Raw genomic sequence first — 15,777 nt, 5'->3', positions numbered from 1 at the left:
GATGATGACGATGAAAAAGCAGGTCGTGCTGTACAAGAAACTCTCGCCGTTGCTGATGGCTCGCCTGCATGAGCAGACCGACGTGACCCTGATCGACAGCCTCGATGCCGAGGGTTTGGCCAAGTTGCGCGATGCCTTGCCCCGCGCTCAGGGTTTACTCGGCGCCAGTCTGAAACTGGACGCTGGCTTGCTCGACCTGGCGCCAAACCTGGAAGCGATTGCCAGCGTTTCGGTGGGCGTCGACAACTACGACATCGACTACCTGACCGAGCGCCGGATCCTGCTCAGCAACACCCCGGATGTGCTTACCGAAACCACCGCCGACACCGGTTTCGCGCTGATCCTGGCCTCCGCGCGGCGTGTGGTGGAACTGGCGAATATGGTTCGCGCCGGCCAGTGGAATCGTAACGTCGGCCCGGCGCAGTTCGGCACCGATGTGCATGGCAAGACCCTGGGCATCATCGGCATGGGGCGCATTGGTGAAGCGTTGGCCCAGCGTGGCCATTTCGGCTTTGGCATGCCGGTGATCTATCACAGCCACTCGCCGAAACCGGCGGTGGAACAGCGTTTCAATGCGCAATACCGCAGCCTGCCGCAGCTGTTGCAAGAGGCGGATTTCGTGTGCCTGACCTTGCCGCTGACCGCTGAAACCGAACGGTTGATCGGTGCCGAGCAATTTGCCTTGATGGGCCCGGAAACAATCTTCATCAACATTTCCCGGGGCAAAGTGGTGGACGAAGCGGCGCTGATCCAGGCCCTGCGTGAGGGACAGATTCGTGCGGCGGGGCTGGATGTGTTTGAGCGTGAGCCGCTGAATCACGATTCGCCGCTGATGCAGTTGAACAACGTGGTGGCGACGCCGCACATTGGCTCGGCGACCCATGAGACGCGGGAGGCGATGGCCAGGTGTGCGGTGGACAATCTGCTGATGGCGTTGGCGGGTGAGCGGCCGGTGAATCTGGTGAATGCCGGGGCCTGGAAGGCCTGAACGGTGATCGTTCCCACGCGACCCGTGGGAGTGCATCCCGTAATGCTCCGCGTCACATTCAAAAGCGGAACGCGGAGCGTCCCTGGCGGCATTCCCACGCAGAGCGTGGGAACGATCAGGCTCTACGCGCCTCCAGCAAATCCGCCGCACAAAGGGCTATCCGCCGACACGCATCCGCCAGTTTCACCTGATCCACCACCAAGCCAATCCGGATATGCCCCGCCGCACTCGGCCCGAAGGCTTCACCCGCCAACACCGAAACGCCATACCCTTCCAGCAACCGCTCGGCAAACCCCTGGGCACATAGCCCGGTCGGGCGTATGTCGACCATCACGAACATCCCGCCATCGGGCACGATCGGCCGGATACCCGGGCATGCGCTTAACCGTGCGCACACCAGGTCGCGTCGCTGGCGATACTCTTCGCGCATTTGCGCCACTTCCGGCAAATCTCCATCCAGCGCCACTTGTGCGGCTTTCTGCACGAAGTCCGGAATGCCAAACAGCATGCACAACGACAGGTGCATCAAGTGCTCGGCCAAGGGTTTGGGGCCGATGACCCAACCAACCCGCCAGCCGCTCATGGCGTGGGATTTGGACAGGCTATTAATGGTCGCGGTACGCTCGGCCATGCCGGGCAAACTGGCGGGGCTGACATGCTCGCCTTCGTACAGCAAGTCGCTGTAGACCTCATCGCTGATCAGCCATAAGTCGTGACGAACGCACAGCTGCGCCAGCTCTTGCCAGATCTTCAATGAAAGACTGGCGCCGGAAGGATTGTTCGGACTGTTGAGTAAAATGACCCGGGTTTTGGGCGTGATCAGCGCCGCGACATCGGCCGGGTCCACGCGAAAGCCGTTCTCCGGCCGCACCGCAACGGGCACCACTTTGGCCCCGCAGGCCCCGAAAACGCCTTCATAGGTGACGTACATCGGTTCGGCGACGATCACTTCATCGCCCGGATCGAGCAAGCATTGCGCCACCGAGTACACCGCACATTGCGCCCCCGGCAAGACAATCACATGCCCGGCATCCACCGCCTGACCACTGCGGCGCCGGTGACGGCTGGCGATGCTGTCGCGCAGCGCCCGAGTGCCGCGCACATCCGAGTAATGGGTGTCGCCGGCCAACAAACTGTCGATGGCGGCCTGGACGATCGGTCTGGGCGTGTCGAAATCCGGATCGCCCACGGTCAGCAGCAACACATCAACGCCCTGCTCTCGTAACTCCAGCGCTCGATCATGAATCTGCCAGGCTGCCGCTCCGTCACCGGCGATGCGTTGGGTCAGGGCTGAATAGCGCATGTACTTCTCCTATCGCGCGTGTTCCAGACTCAACCCTATCTCAAATTACAAAACGCGCCACCATCGCATTCAAATCCACCGCCAATCGCGACAGTTCATGAGTGGCGGCGCTGGTCTGGTTGGCACCGGCGGCGGACTGGGTGGCGAGATCGCGGATGTTGACCAGGTTGCGGTCGACTTCGCGGGACACCTGAGCCTGTTCTTCCGAGGCGCTGGCGATCACCAGGTTGCGTTCGTTGATCAGGTGGATCGATTGGGTGATCTGCTCCAGGGCAACGCCGGCGGCGCGGGCCATTTCCAGGGTGCTTTGGGTGCGCTGGTTGCTTTGCTGCATCGAGGACACCGCTTCACCGGTGCCGTTTTGAATGCCGGCGACCATTTTTTCGATTTCCTGGGTCGATTGCGCGGTGCGATGGGCCAATGCCCGAACTTCGTCCGCCACCACCGCAAAACCACGCCCGGCTTCACCGGCACGGGCGGCTTCGATGGCCGCGTTAAGCGCCAGCAGGTTGGTCTGTTCGGCGATGGCGCGGATCACGTCCAGCACCTTGCCGATGTCGCGACCTTGCGCGGCCAGGCCTTCGATCATCACCGAAGTGTTTTGTACGTCGTGGGTCATGGTCTGGATCGCGTCGACAGTTTCCACCACACGGTTGCGGCCCTCGCGAGCGGCCAGGGTCGATTGGTTCGAGGCTTCGGAGGTCGACACGGCGTTGCGCGCCACTTCTTCCACGGCTGCGGTCATTTCATTGACTGCGGTGGCCGCTTGTTCGATTTCGTTGTTCTGCTGTTGCAGACCGCGCGAGGCTTCTTCGGTGACGGTGCTCAGTTCTTCGGCGGCAGCGCCCAACTGGGTGGCGGAACCGGCGATCTGCTCAATGGTTTTGCGCAGGTTGTCCTGCATGGTGGACAAGGCGCCGAGCAAGCGGGCCGGTTCGTCCTTGCCATCGACTTCGATGGCTTTGGTCAGGTTGCCGCCGGCGATGGTTTCCGCTGCCTGCACCGCGCGGTTCAACGGTGTGACGATGCTGCGAGTCAACAACCAGGCCAGCAGCACAGTCATCAGCGCCGCCACCACTGACACGACGATGATGCCGTTCACGGCGGTGTTGTAGTTGTCTTCAGCAATAACCCCCGCGTTTTTGGCGCCGTCGATGTTGTACGCCACCAGTTTGTTGAGCTGTTCGCCCATCAGGTCGGTGCCTTCCTTGATCCGCGTGTTGATCAGGCTGCGCATCTCATCGACTTTGTTCTGGCGCGACAGGTCGAGCATTTCCCGCTGGGCCTGCATGTAATTGTCGAGGGTGGTGCTGAACACTTTGAACAGCGCCGCTTCCTCCGGGCCTGCCGGCAAGTTGGCATAAGCGGCCTGCGCCTTGCGGGCCTTATCGGTGAGCACGCCAATGCGGGTTTCGGCTTCCTGCAGGCTGGCCGGCTCGCGGTTGACCAGGATGCGGAACGAGAGAATGCGCATGCGCAGGATGTTTTCGGTGACATTGCCCAAGAAACTGACGCTGGGCAGTTGGGTACTGCCCATGTCAATCGAGGACTGGCGGATGATCGACATGCGATTGACCGCAAACACACCCAGCACGATCACCAGCAAGGCGATGAAGGCAAAACCGAGGAACGCTCGAGGCGCGATATTCAGATTACGCAGGGACATAGGATGATTCTCGGGTGGGTGAGCGTCGAAGCATCCGTGCCGTAATCACTTTCCGAGGGGCATGAAGGCCGGCCGGATAGCGTGGCGACACTGTTGTAATAGGTTTGTGCGCGCCTATTGGGGTTATCGGCCGGGCTTGAGGTTTTTTGCGGGGGGAGTGGAAATATATTTCAAGGGGTTAGGGGTGTTTCAACGGTGAAACACCACCTTAATGGTGCGAACTCAAGTTTCGTAGCAGCTGTCGAGCACCGCGAGGCAGCGTTCGGCGGCGAAGCCGTCGCAAAATCAGCCACCGCGGTGTTTCAGGCAGACCGTGATTGCAGGGTTTACGACGGCTTCGCCGCCGAACGCTGCTCGGCAGCTGCTACAGGTCAGGCGTTGCGAGCTGCAATGCGCCACACCCGCGCGATATCGCTCGCCCGCTCGCGCAACAATCTCGGTGCTTCGGCGCAAGCCTGCTCCAGCGTCATCGGCCCGCTCGCCAGGGCAAACGCGGCGTCGATGCCGTGCTCGTACAGTTCCTGATAACCCTCACCCAGGGTTCCGGCGATCACAATCACCGGCACACCCTGCTGCCGCGCAATCCGCGCCACGCCAAACGGCGTCTTGCCGCGCAGGGTCTGGGCATCGAAGCGGCCTTCACCGGTAATCACCAGGTCCGCGCCCTCCACCGCTTCGGCCAGGCCGACCAGTTCCGCGACCACTTCCACACCGGCCTGAAATTGCGCACCCAAAAACGCCTTGGCCGCGAACCCCAGGCCACCCGCCGCGCCGCTGCCCGGTTCATCGCGCACGTCTTTGTCCAATGCCTGCGCACACAGATCGGCAAAGTGCCCGAGCGCCTGATCCAACTGCTGGACTTGCGCCGCAGAGGCGCCTTTCTGCGGGCCGAAAATCGCTGAGGCGCCATGAGGGCCGCACAATGGATTGTTGACGTCGGCAGCGATGTCGAAGCGCACCGCGTTCAAGCGCGGATCGATGTCGCTCAGGTCAATGCGGGCCAGTTGCGCCAGCGCCAGGCCACCGGGCGCGAGGATTTGGCCTTGGGCGTCAAACAGTTTGACGCCCAAGGCCTGCATCGCCCCGGCGCCAGCGTCATTGGTGGCACTGCCGCCAATCGCCAGGATCACCCGTTGTGCCCCGGCATCCAGCGCGGCGCGGATCAGTTCGCCGGTGCCGAAGGTGCTGCTGATGCAGGCATCGCGCTGCCCCGTCGGCACCAGTTGCAAGCCGCTGGCCTCGGCCATTTCGATGATTGCGGTGTGATTGTGCGGCAGCCAGCCCCAGGCTGCGTCAACCGTTGTGCCCAACGGGCCGCGCACGGTGGTGCGGCGCAATTCGCCCGCGCACGCTGCCAGAATCGACTCGACCGTCCCTTCTCCGCCGTCAGCCATCGGGCACTTGACCAACTGCGCCTGCGGCCAGACCTCGGCCAATCCCAGCGCGATGGCATCGGCTACGCCTTGGGCACTCAGGCTGTCCTTGAACGAATCGGGGGCGATGACGATTTTCATGAGAATTCTCCGTTTTCAATGCATCCATGCTGCCAGTTGCCCGGAGTGATGACGCCTGTCCGCTGCACAAGCCCGGGTGGCGTTTATTGTTCATTTCTACAAAGTGGGCGTTGCAGATGCGGGACCGCTTTTGTAGGAGCTGGCGAAGCCTGCGATCTTTTGATCTTGTTCTTAAAAGTCAAAGTCAAAAGATCGCAGCCTTCGGCAGCTCCTACGGGACGGTGATCATTAATCAGTTTGCGGCAGAAGCTGCACACCCAGATAAAGCGCCAACATCCCATCCAGCCGCAACGGATCAACCCCGCTCAACTCGGCAATCCGCTCCATGCGATAGCGCAGACTATTACGATGAATGCCCAACGCATCCGCACACGCCTGGCTCTGCCCATCGTGGTCACACCAGCAACGCAGGGTCGCCAGCAATTGACCGTTGTTGTCCTTGGCGATGACTTTGCGCAGCGGCTTGAGCAACTCGTCCAGCGCATCGTCGTTGCGGTGCCGCCAGAGCATCACCGGCAGCCGATACCGGTTCAGCGTCAACAACCGCGAGCGCGGCAATACATCGCGTCCGTAGGCCAGCAAATCCCCGACCCGCCGATAACAGCGGCGCAAACCCGGCAATCCATCGGCCTGGCCGCCGACCGCGATGCGCAGAATGTTCCAGCCCAGGCCGTCGAGTTTTTCCAGCAACCGCTCATGCTCGATCGCCTGACTCGCCGGCCGGCACCACAGCAGCGACGACTTGGCGGAACTCACGCACCAACTGTCGGGGTAACGACTGATCAGCCAGGCGCTGAGGGCTTCGACGGTCTGCCCCGGCCCGTGCTCCAGGCCCAACTCGAACAGGTACGGCACCCGCGATAGCTGAGGTTTGAGTCCCAATTGCTGCGCCTCATCCACCAGCCGTGGCGAATCCCCGGCGTCGGTCAGCAGCAAGGCGAGCAAATCATCGCAACGTTGGCGCCGCCATTGCTGCTCAGCCTGCTGATTACGCTGGCCCACCAGCATTTCCGCAGTCATGCGCACCAGCTCGGCGTAGGTGCGCAATTGCTCGGGTTCGCCGGTGATGCCGAGCACGCCAATCAGCCGTTGATCGAGCAATAGCGGCAGGTTGATTCCCGGCTGCACGCCTTTGAGGTGAATCGCCGTTTGCGCATCGATCTCCACCACGCGCCCGTTGGCCAGTACCAGTTGCGCGCCTTCGTGGCGGGTGTTGATCCGCTCCGGCTCGCCGCTGCCGAGAATCAGCCCCTGGCTGTCCATGACGTTGACGTTGTACGGCAGGATGGCCATGGCCCGGTCGACGATGTCCTGGGCCAGGTCGTGATCGAGTTCAAACATTGGGCAGATCCTTGAAAGCGTGGTGGGACGGGTTGTTCACCCGCACAGGCCTTGTCGGCAAACCCTGTGCTCAGGCACAAAGACAACCACCCAAGCGGTGGCCGAGACTCACAGGGCGATCAACGTTACCCTTTGCATCGCAAAAAATCATAATAAAGAGAGAGCCCGCCATGTCACAGAGCGCAGCCGTTACCCAGACCATTGCAGACGACAAAAACGCTGTCTACAAACGCATTACCCTGCGTTTGATCCCCTTCATCTTCATCTGCTACCTGTTCAACTACCTCGACCGGGTGAACGTTGGATTCGCCAAGCTGCAGATGCTCGACGCCCTGAAATTCAGCGAAACCGTGTACGGCCTCGGCGCCGGGATCTTCTTTATCGGCTACGTATTGTGTGGCGTGCCGAGCAACCTGGCCCTGACCAAATTCGGCCCACGGCGCTGGATTGCGCTGATGATGATTGTCTGGGGTTCGCTTTCGACGTGCCTGCTGTTCGTCACCACGCCGACCGAGTTCTACACCTTGCGTCTGTTCACCGGCGCGGCCGAAGCCGGGTTTTTTCCGGGCGTAGTGCTCTATCTTTCGCAGTGGTTCCCGACCTTCCGCCGTGGTCGCATCATGGCGCTGTTCATGTCAGCGATCCCGGTGTCCGGCCTGCTCGGCAGCCCGTTCTCTGGCTGGATCCTTAACCACTTCGGCGCCGGCCAAGCGGGTTTGGCGGGCTGGCAGTGGATGTTTTTGTTGCAAGGGATTCCGACCGTGATCCTCGGCGCCCTCGCCTACTTTCTGCTCAGCGACAGTTATGCCAATGCCAAGTGGCTGACGCCGTTCGAGCGTGAAGTACTGGAAGCGGACCACGCTGAAGACTTGGCCAACAAGCCGAAAACTACCACTGATTCGCTGCTGGCAGTGTTCAAGAACCCGGCGATCTGGGCCTTTGGTTTGATCTATTTCTGCATCCAGAGCGGCGTTTATGCGATCAACTTCTGGTTGCCGTCGATTATCAAGAACCTGGGCTTCAGCGATAACCTGGTGATTGGCTGGTTGAGTGCGATTCCGTATCTGCTGGCGGCGGTGTTCATGTTGCTGGTCGGTCGTTCGGCGGACCTGCGCAAAGAGCGGCGCTGGCACTTGGTGGTGCCGATGTTGATGGGCGCTGTTGGCCTGTTGATCGCGGTGAACTTCGCCACCACGCCGGCGATTGCGATTCTGGGCCTGACCATTGCGACCATGGGCGCCCTCACCGGCCTGCCGATGTTCTGGCCGGTGCCGACTGCGCTGCTCAGTGCTGGTGCGGCGGCGGGCGGTTTGGCGTTGATCAACTCCATGGGTCAGATGGCCGGTTTCCTCAGTCCGTACCTGGTGGGTTGGGTCAAGGACAGCACCGGGTCGACCGATGCGGCGTTGTATCTGCTGGCGGGCGTGATTGTCGGTGGCAGCGTGCTGGCGCTGCGGATGACGCGAACGTTGAAGGTTTGATGATCGTTCCCACGCTCTGCGTGGGAATGCAGCCAGGGACGCTCCGCGTCCCAAAGCGGACACGGAGCGTCCATTGAGGCGTTCCCACGCAGAGCGTGGGAACGATCAGGCCCAAGTCGATATTCCGGTTGCTCCCGGCAACCGTTCTGGTATTTGATTGAAGCCTTTTCCTCACTGACAAAAGGATTTCGTTCATGAGCTATCGCACCCTCGGCCATTCCGGATTACAGGTGTCCACTCTGACCCTGGGCACCATGATGTTCGGCGAACAGACCAGCACCGAAGATTCCCTGCGGATCATCGACAAGGCCTGGGACCAGGGCATCAACTTCATCGACACCGCGGACGTCTACACCGGTGGCCGCTCCGAAGAGATCGTCGGTGAGGCGATCGCCGGCAACCGTCACGAATGGGTGTTGGCCACCAAAGTCGGTTTCGGCCCGGTGGACGGCGTGCCGAACCGCAGCGGCCTGAGCCGCAAGCACATTTTCAACGGCATCGACGCCAGCCTGACGCGCCTGGGCACCGATTATGTCGACATCTATTACCTGCACCGCGAAGACCACAACACGCCGCTGGAAGTGACGATTTCGGCCATCGGCGACCTGATCCGCCAAGGCAAGATCCGCAATTGGGGCCTGTCCAACTACCGTGGCTGGCGCATCGCCGAGGTCATTCGGGTGGCCGACAAGCTTGGCGTCGACCGGCCGGTGATCAGCCAGCCGCTGTACAACATCGTCAATCGCCAGGCTGAAACCGAACAGATCACCGCCGCCCACGCCTATGGCCTGGGCGTAGTGCCTTACAGCCCATTGGCCCGTGGCGTGCTCAGCGGCAAATACGCACCAGACGTCACGCCGGACGCCAACAGCCGCGCCGGGCGCCAGGACAAACGCATCCTCGAAACCGAATGGCGCGTCGAGTCGCTGCGCATTGCCCAGCAGATCCAGCAATACACACAGGGCCGTGGCGTCGGCATCGTCGAATTCGCCATCGCCTGGGTGCTGAACAACAGCGCCGTAACGTCGGCCATCGTCGGGCCGCGCACTGAGGAACAGTGGGATGCCTACACCAAGGCGCAAGCGGTGAAGATCACGGCGGAAGATGAGGCGTTTATCGACTCGCTGGTGACGCCGGGCCACTCCTCGACACCGGGCTTCAATGACGTGAGCCATTTCGTCCCGGGTCGTAACCCCCGCAACAACTGACTCGGACTGATCGTTCCCACGCGACCCGTGATCGTTCCCACGCTCAGCGTGGGAATGCCTCAATGGACGCTCTGCGTCCGATTTGGGACGCGGAGCGTCCCTGGCTGCATTCCCACGCTGAGCGTGGGAACGATCATCTGTGAACGATCTTCAATGTTCTACGCTAAAACCACGTATCCTCCGCCCCCCGTTTCACGTTCAACCCCGCGAGGACAGTTTGTCTAAAGGTATCGCTCTATCGGTCACAGCTTCGGTGCTGTTTGCCGTCATGTATTACTACACCTCGCTGCTCACGCCCCTGAGCGGCGTAGAAATCTTCGGCTGGCGGATGCTGCTGACAGTGCCTTGCATGTCGGTGTTCATGCTGGTGTCCGGTGAATGGCGGCGCTCGCTCGACATCCTCAAGCGCCTGGGCGGTAAACCCAAATTGTTCGCCGGCCTGGTCGTCTCGGCGACGCTGCTGGGTTTGCAGCTCTGGCTGTTCATGTGGGCGCCACTTAACGGCTACAGCCTCGATGTATCCCTGGGCTATTTTCTGTTGCCGCTGTCGATGGTGCTGACCGGGCGCATTGCCTATGGCGAGCGTTTGTCCTACCTGCAAAAGATCGCGGTGTTCTTCGCCTCCCTCGGCGTGCTCAACGAGTTGTATCAGGTGGGCGGTTTCTCCTGGGCGACGTTACTGGTGGTGGTCGGTTATCCCCTGTACTTCGTTTTGCGCAAATGGCTGGCGACCGACAACCTCGGCGGTTTGTGGCTGGACATGACCTTGATGCTGCCGGTGGCGTTCTGGTTCGTCTGGGGCGGAGAGCAAGGTTTCGCCGTGTTCGATCAATACCCGTGGCTGTCGCTGTTGATCCCGTTACTCGGGTTGATCAGTGCATCGGCGCTGGTGGTGTACATCATCGCCAGCCGCCTGTTGCCGTTCAGCCTGTTCGGCTTGCTGAGCTATGTCGAACCGGTGCTGTTGCTGGGTGTGGCGTTGCTGCTGGGGGAAAGCATCAAGCCGGGGGAATGGTTGACGTATATTCCGATCTGGTTGGCGGTGGTGGTGCTGGTGTTTGAAGGGTTCAAGCACCTGGTCCGGCAGCGCCGCAAGCCTATGTAAATGTATGAGCGAGGCTTGCCCGCGAAGCTTTTGGCACCCTCAAGGACGCCTTCGCGGGCAAGCCTCGCTCCTACAAGGGAATGTGTCAGCCAAAGAAAAGCCCGGCCAGCATTGCTGCTGACCGGGCTTTTTTACATCTGCGGTGGTTTAGTCCGTGGACAACACACCACGACGAACCTGATCACGCTCGATCGATTCGAACAACGCCTTGAAGTTACCCTCGCCGAAACCATCATCGCCTTTACGCTGGATGAATTCGAAGAACACCGGGCCCATCAGGGTTTCCGAGAAGATCTGCAGCAGCAGGCGGCGGTCGCCCGACTCGGACGAACCGTCCAGCAGGATCCCCCGCGATTGCAGTTGATCGACCGGTTCGCCGTGGTTCGGCAAACGGCCTTCGAGCATTTCGTAATAGGTTTCCGGCGGCGCGGTCATGAAGCGCATGCCGATTTTCTTCAGGCGATCCCAGGTGTCGATCAGGTTGTCGCTGAGGAACGCGACGTGCTGGATGCCTTCGCCGTTGAACTGCATCAGGAACTCTTCGATCTGCCCGGCGCCCTTGGACGATTCTTCGTTCAACGGGATACGGATCATGCCATCCGGCGCGGTCATGGCCTTGGAGGTCAGGCCGGTGTATTCGCCCTTGATGTCGAAGTAGCGGATTTCACGGAAGTTGAACAGCTTCTCGTAGAAGTTGGCCCAGTAGGCCATGCGTCCGCGATAGACGTTGTGGGTCAGGTGATCGATGATCTTCAGGCCCGCCCCTTCCGGATTGCGGTCAACGCCTTCGATGAACACGAAGTCGATGTCGTAGATCGAGCTGCCTTCGCCAAAACGGTCGATCAGGTACAGCGGCGCGCCGCCGATGCCTTTGATCGCGGGCAGGTTCAGCTCCATCGGGCCGGTTTCGATATGAATCGGCTGCGCGCCGAGTTCCAGGGCACGGGCAAACGCCTGTTGCGCGTTCTTGACGCGAAACGCCATGCCGCACACCGACGGACCGTGCTCGGCCGCGAAGTACGAAGCGACGCTATGGGGTTCGTTGTTGAGGATCAGGTTGATCTGGCCCTGGCGATACAGGTGCACATCTTTGGAACGGTGGGTCGCGACCTTGGTGAAGCCCATGATCTCGAAGATCGGCTCCAGGGTGTTCGGGGTCGGCGATGCGAACTCAATGAATTCAAAGCCCATCAGGCCCATTGGGTTTTCGTATAAATCTGCCATGGTTGGCGCCTCATCATCATTCTTAGAATTAACGGATCGTTAGTTGCTAGCAATGCTGACGCTGACGGGTGGCGCGCAGGAGATGCCCCGAACGCTGCGGGCGAGGAAGTCACCGTAGATCAGTTGAAACCCAAAACTCTTCATTATCGACCCAAGGCTCTTGCGGGCGAGGCTTCTGGTGTCAGAAGGCGTTTATTATTGTATGCGTAACCCGATTCTACACAGCGTAAAACGGTTTGTCCGCCTTCTGTATCAAATCCCCTTTTTCCCAGGCGGCGCAAGCGGTTTGTTGCACAGGTAAATCCCCGCCAGGATCAGCCCGCCACCCAGGCACATGGCCAGCGTCAACTGCTCGCCCAGCAGGAGCGCACCGAGGATCACGGCGGTCAATGGATTCAAGGCAATGAACACGCCGGAACGGGTCGCGCCGATTTTACGAATGCCGTCGTAATAGCCTATGTAGGCCAGCGCCGAGCCGAGTACACCCAAGTACATCAGGCTCAGCCATTGTTGCGGACCCAGGTTGAGGAGCGCCTCGACACTCAACTCGCCGCGCACAGCGCTGGTGAGCCAAAGCATCGCCGTGCCCAGCAGAATCGAATACGTCACCGTCTGCACCGGCCCCAGCGTTTGATTCAGGCCCTTGGAGAACAGCGAATAAACACCCCAGCTCAGCACGCAGCCGAAGATCAGCAGATCGCCGATCCACGCATCGGCATTGGCCGCGAGCAATTGTGGGTTGCGATTGACAATCACCAGCCCTGCCCCGGCGATACAGATCGCGATCCCCGCCACTTTCGCCCGGCTCAAGCGCTCCTTGAACAGCAGCCAGGATGCCAGGCCAATCACCGCCGGATTCAACGCCACAATCAGCGACGCCCGGGACGCGTTGATGTAATGCAGCCCGTAAAAGAAGCACAGGTTATAGAAGAAGATCCCGAAGAACCCCAATAACGCCAACTGCAGCCATTGCCTGAGGCTGGGGCGCACCAGCGGCACGCGGGCCAGCAGCACAAACAGCAGCAACGCCACGCTGGCCAGTAAAAACCGCAGGCTCGCGGCAAACAACGGGCTGAGGCTGTCGGTCAAAAACCGGCCCGCCACGAAAGTCCCGCCCCAGACCATCGTTACCGCCGCCAGCTTCAGATATACCGGCATATCCGACGGTTTCGTCAGGTTTGGTTCATAGCTAGTCATAGGTCACCCGAAGAACAGATGCCGTATGATCCGGCTAATATCTGATCATCGTAAAATGAGTAAACACTCATGACCCTGACCCAACTGGAAATCTTCTCCCTCGTCGCCGAACTGCACGGTTTCACCGCCGCCGCCAATCGCCTGGGAATCTCGCAATCGGCGGTGTCCCATGCGCTCAAGGCGCTGGAGCAAGAACTGGGTGTCGAGTTGCTGCGTCGGCATCAGTCCCAGGTCGAACTCAGCGATATCGGCCAGCAACTGTTGCTGCGCGCCCGGGCAATGCTCGGGTTAGCCAACACCCTGCGCCAGGAAGCCGCCGATGCCCGTGGAATGAAACGCGGCACGCTGCGCATCGGCTCATTCGGCCCGACGTCATCGATCAAGTTGCTGCCAAAGATTCTGGAAAACTACCGCGCGGCTCATCCCGGCATTGAAGTGCATATTGACGAAGGCCCTGACCGTCAGGTGATTCAGTGGTTGGAAGAGCGGCGCATCGATGTGGGTTTTGTGGTGCTGCCCGAGGAGCGTTTCGACACGTTTGCGCTGATCGAGGACCAGATGGTGGCGTTGCTGCCCGCCAATCATCCGCTGACGGCGCACGCGAGCTTGAGTTTGAACGACTTGTGCCAGGACCCTTTCGTGCTGACCGAGGCCGGTTCTTCGGAGCTGGTGTCCCGGCTGTTCAACGCCGCGAGGCTGACGCCAAACATTCGCTTTCGCTGCTCGCAACTGCTCAGCACCCTCGACACCGTGGGCCGTGGCGATGCGCTGACGGTCGTTGCCGAAAGCTCATTGCCGGAAGACGACGACCGCCGCTACGTGAAACGGCCGCTGTCACCCGCGGTCAAGCGCCAGGTCGGGTTGGCGGTGCTGGATCAGCGTCAATCTTCGCCGGCGACACTGGCCTTTATCCAACTGGCCTCGGGCCTGAGCTATTGATGACGGCATAAGCGCGAACGGCCATCTATTCTCCTAATTTCATCGCCACAGGTTTCGCCAATGCCACTGACCGTCAAATCCCGCCGCAAGCGCAGCACCCGGATTGCTGTGACCATTTTGAGCGGGGTGCTCCCGGTTCTGCTGGGCTTCGCCATCCTATATATGCAAGCCGGACGCGCGCTGAAACAAAGTACCGAACAAACCGCCGACGAAGCTTTGCGCCAATTCAACCTGATGCTCGACAACACCGCTGAGGCGGCGCGGGTGTTGCTGCCACTGGCGGGCGATAGTTGCATCGACGCCAAACTGGCGTTGCGCGAACAGGTGACGCGCCGGCCGTTCGTGCGTTCGACCAATCTGGTGTGGGACAACAACCTCTATTGCAGTTCGTTGTTCGGCGACTATCAGGAAAAGGTCAACCCCGGCGACTACACCCAAGGCCAGTTGTGGTTGATGAGTGGCAACCCTGTGACGCCCAACACCGCGTTGTTGGTCTATCGCCTCAGTGATGAAAAAAAGGGTGCGCTGACCACCCTCGACGGCTACCACTTGAGCAATGTGCTGCGGCTGATCGGCCGCCAGACTTCGTTGTTGCTGCAGGTAGGCAATCACTGGTTGTCCGCCGACGGCAAGGTCCAGGACGGTGCCCTGCCCGTCTTGCCGGTGGCGCAAAGTGTGCGGGTTTCCGAGCACTATGCGTTTACCGTGGCCGCCGGTTTTCCCGAGGGTGAAACCTGGCGCTACATGAGCAGCGAGTACCCGCCGCTGTTCAGCCTGCTGATCTTCTTTGGCGTGGTGTCGGGCTCGATCGGGCATGTCCTGCAAAAGCGTGCTTCGTCGCCCAGCGTTGAACTGCAGCGCGCGCTGGAGGCCGGTGAGTTCATTCCGTATTTTCAACCGGTGGTGCATGGCGACACTAAAAAATGGAGCGGCGCCGAGGTGCTGATGCGCTGGAATCATCCCAAGGAAGGTTTGGTGCGGCCGGATCTGTTTATCCCGTTTGCCGAACACTCGGGGCTGATCGTGCCGATGACCCGTTCCTTGATGCAGCAGACTGCCGCGCTGCTGGCACCGCTATCGACCTCGTTCGACCGCCCGTTTCATATCGGTGTCAACATCACCGCCAGCCATTGCCAGGACCTGGAACTGGTGGAGGATTGCCGAACGTTTCTCAGCGCTTTTGCGCCGGGCAGCGTCAGCCTGGTGCTGGAGTTGACGGAGCGCGAACTGATCGAACCGACGGCCCTGACTCATCAGCTATTCGAGCAACTGCACGGCTTGGGCGTGATGATTGCGATCGATGATTTCGGCACCGGCCATTCAAGCCTGGGGTACTTGCGCCAGTTCAACGTGGACTTCCTGAAAATCGATCAAAGCTTCATCGCCATGATCGGTGCCGATGCGCTTTCCCGGCATATTCTGGACAGCATCATCGAACTCTCGGCCAAGCTGGACCTGGGAATTGTTGCCGAAGGTGTGGAAACCCAAGAGCAAAGCGATTACCTGACGGCGCACAACGTAAACTTCCTGCAAGGCTACCTGTTCGGTCGACCCATGCCCGGTGCGGACTTCATTAATGCATTAAGTCACCATTAACTGGCTGGGTAAATAACGAAACGTTGCACCAAATTGCATCAAAAGACTGCTGTTGTTACATGAAGAAAAAGACATGATTTACTCTTGGGCCATTAACTACTACAATTTTTCATGCCTGCGCAAGATTGGCAGGCGAGCCATTATCACCGAGTCGCTTCAAGGCTCTTGGCTTATAGCTTTGTTTGCGGTTGGTATCAGCCAAACACACTATTGGA

General features: G+C 60.2%; 12 protein-coding genes and 1 pseudogene. 6 read left to right on the top strand and 7 right to left on the bottom strand.

Annotated features, from left to right (window positions below; genetic code table 11):
- Positions 1 to 10: 10 nt before the first annotated feature.
- Positions 11 to 988, top strand: a complete 978-nt coding sequence (locus tag HKK52_RS03135) for an NAD(P)-dependent oxidoreductase (RefSeq protein ID WP_169369367.1) — start codon at positions 11 to 13, stop codon at positions 986 to 988.
- Positions 989 to 1,103: 115 nt separating this feature from the next.
- Here HKK52_RS03135 and HKK52_RS03130 read toward each other — a convergent pair whose 3' ends face one another.
- The 5 genes and pseudogenes from HKK52_RS03130 to HKK52_RS03115 form a co-directional block, all read right to left on the bottom strand.
- Positions 1,104 to 2,291, bottom strand: coding sequence for a pyridoxal phosphate-dependent aminotransferase (locus tag HKK52_RS03130; RefSeq protein WP_169369365.1), 1,188 nt, complete (start codon positions 2,289 to 2,291; stop codon positions 1,104 to 1,106).
- A 40-nt stretch (positions 2,292 to 2,331) separates the two neighbouring features.
- Entirely contained in the window at positions 2,332 to 3,195 is an 864-nt protein-coding gene (locus HKK52_RS32910) for a methyl-accepting chemotaxis protein (protein WP_429515914.1), read from the bottom strand.
- Positions 3,190 to 3,957 (bottom strand): annotated as a pseudogene (locus tag HKK52_RS32905) (MCP four helix bundle domain-containing protein); the annotation flags it as partial. The pseudogene HKK52_RS32905 and the gene HKK52_RS32910, both read right to left, overlap by 6 nt.
- 371 nt (positions 3,958 to 4,328) lie before the next feature.
- Entirely contained in the window at positions 4,329 to 5,471 is a 1,143-nt protein-coding gene (locus tag HKK52_RS03120; RefSeq protein WP_169369361.1) for a glycerate kinase, read from the bottom strand.
- A gap of 228 nt (positions 5,472 to 5,699) precedes the next feature.
- Positions 5,700 to 6,812, bottom strand: a complete 1,113-nt coding sequence (locus tag HKK52_RS03115; RefSeq protein ID WP_133836458.1) for a sugar diacid recognition domain-containing protein — start codon at positions 6,810 to 6,812, stop codon at positions 5,700 to 5,702.
- Positions 6,813 to 6,982: 170 nt separating this feature from the next.
- Between HKK52_RS03115 and HKK52_RS03110 the strand changes: the two genes are divergently transcribed.
- From HKK52_RS03110 to rarD, 3 genes are all read left to right on the top strand, one after another.
- Positions 6,983 to 8,293 carry an MFS transporter gene (locus HKK52_RS03110; RefSeq protein WP_169369359.1) on the top strand — a complete coding sequence of 437 codons (1,311 nt, stop codon included), beginning with the start codon at positions 6,983 to 6,985 and terminating at the stop codon, positions 8,291 to 8,293.
- 194 nt (positions 8,294 to 8,487) lie between these two features.
- Positions 8,488 to 9,501: an aldo/keto reductase gene (locus HKK52_RS03105; RefSeq protein ID WP_169369357.1), complete on the top strand. Its 1,014-nt coding sequence runs from the start codon at positions 8,488 to 8,490 to the stop codon at positions 9,499 to 9,501.
- Positions 9,502 to 9,718: 217 nt separating this feature from the next.
- Complete coding sequence (gene rarD, locus HKK52_RS03100) at positions 9,719 to 10,606, top strand: EamA family transporter RarD (protein ID WP_169369355.1); 888 nt, start codon at positions 9,719 to 9,721, stop codon at positions 10,604 to 10,606.
- A gap of 147 nt (positions 10,607 to 10,753) precedes the next feature.
- On the opposite strand, the gene hppD is transcribed toward rarD, so the two are convergent.
- Entirely contained in the window at positions 10,754 to 11,830 is a 1,077-nt protein-coding gene (gene hppD / locus HKK52_RS03095; protein ID WP_169369353.1) for a 4-hydroxyphenylpyruvate dioxygenase, read from the bottom strand.
- Positions 11,831 to 12,082: 252 nt separating this feature from the next.
- On the bottom strand, positions 12,083 to 13,027 hold the full coding sequence (locus HKK52_RS03090; RefSeq protein ID WP_169369351.1) for a DMT family transporter: 945 nt from the start codon (positions 13,025 to 13,027) through the stop codon (positions 12,083 to 12,085).
- A gap of 69 nt (positions 13,028 to 13,096) precedes the next feature.
- Here HKK52_RS03090 and HKK52_RS03085 point away from each other — a divergent pair, with 69 nt between their 5' ends.
- Together HKK52_RS03085 and HKK52_RS03080 are read left to right on the top strand one after the other, a co-directional pair.
- Complete coding sequence (locus HKK52_RS03085) at positions 13,097 to 13,966, top strand: LysR family transcriptional regulator (protein WP_169369349.1); 870 nt, start codon at positions 13,097 to 13,099, stop codon at positions 13,964 to 13,966.
- A gap of 60 nt (positions 13,967 to 14,026) precedes the next feature.
- Complete coding sequence (locus HKK52_RS03080; RefSeq protein ID WP_169369347.1) at positions 14,027 to 15,562, top strand: EAL domain-containing protein; 1,536 nt, start codon at positions 14,027 to 14,029, stop codon at positions 15,560 to 15,562.
- The last annotated feature ends 215 nt before the right edge of the window (positions 15,563 to 15,777 follow it).

The organism is Pseudomonas sp. ADAK2 (genome assembly GCF_012935755.1).
GTDB lineage: Bacteria > Pseudomonadota > Gammaproteobacteria > Pseudomonadales > Pseudomonadaceae > Aquipseudomonas.
This window is presented reverse-complemented; position numbering and strand designations above follow the sequence as displayed.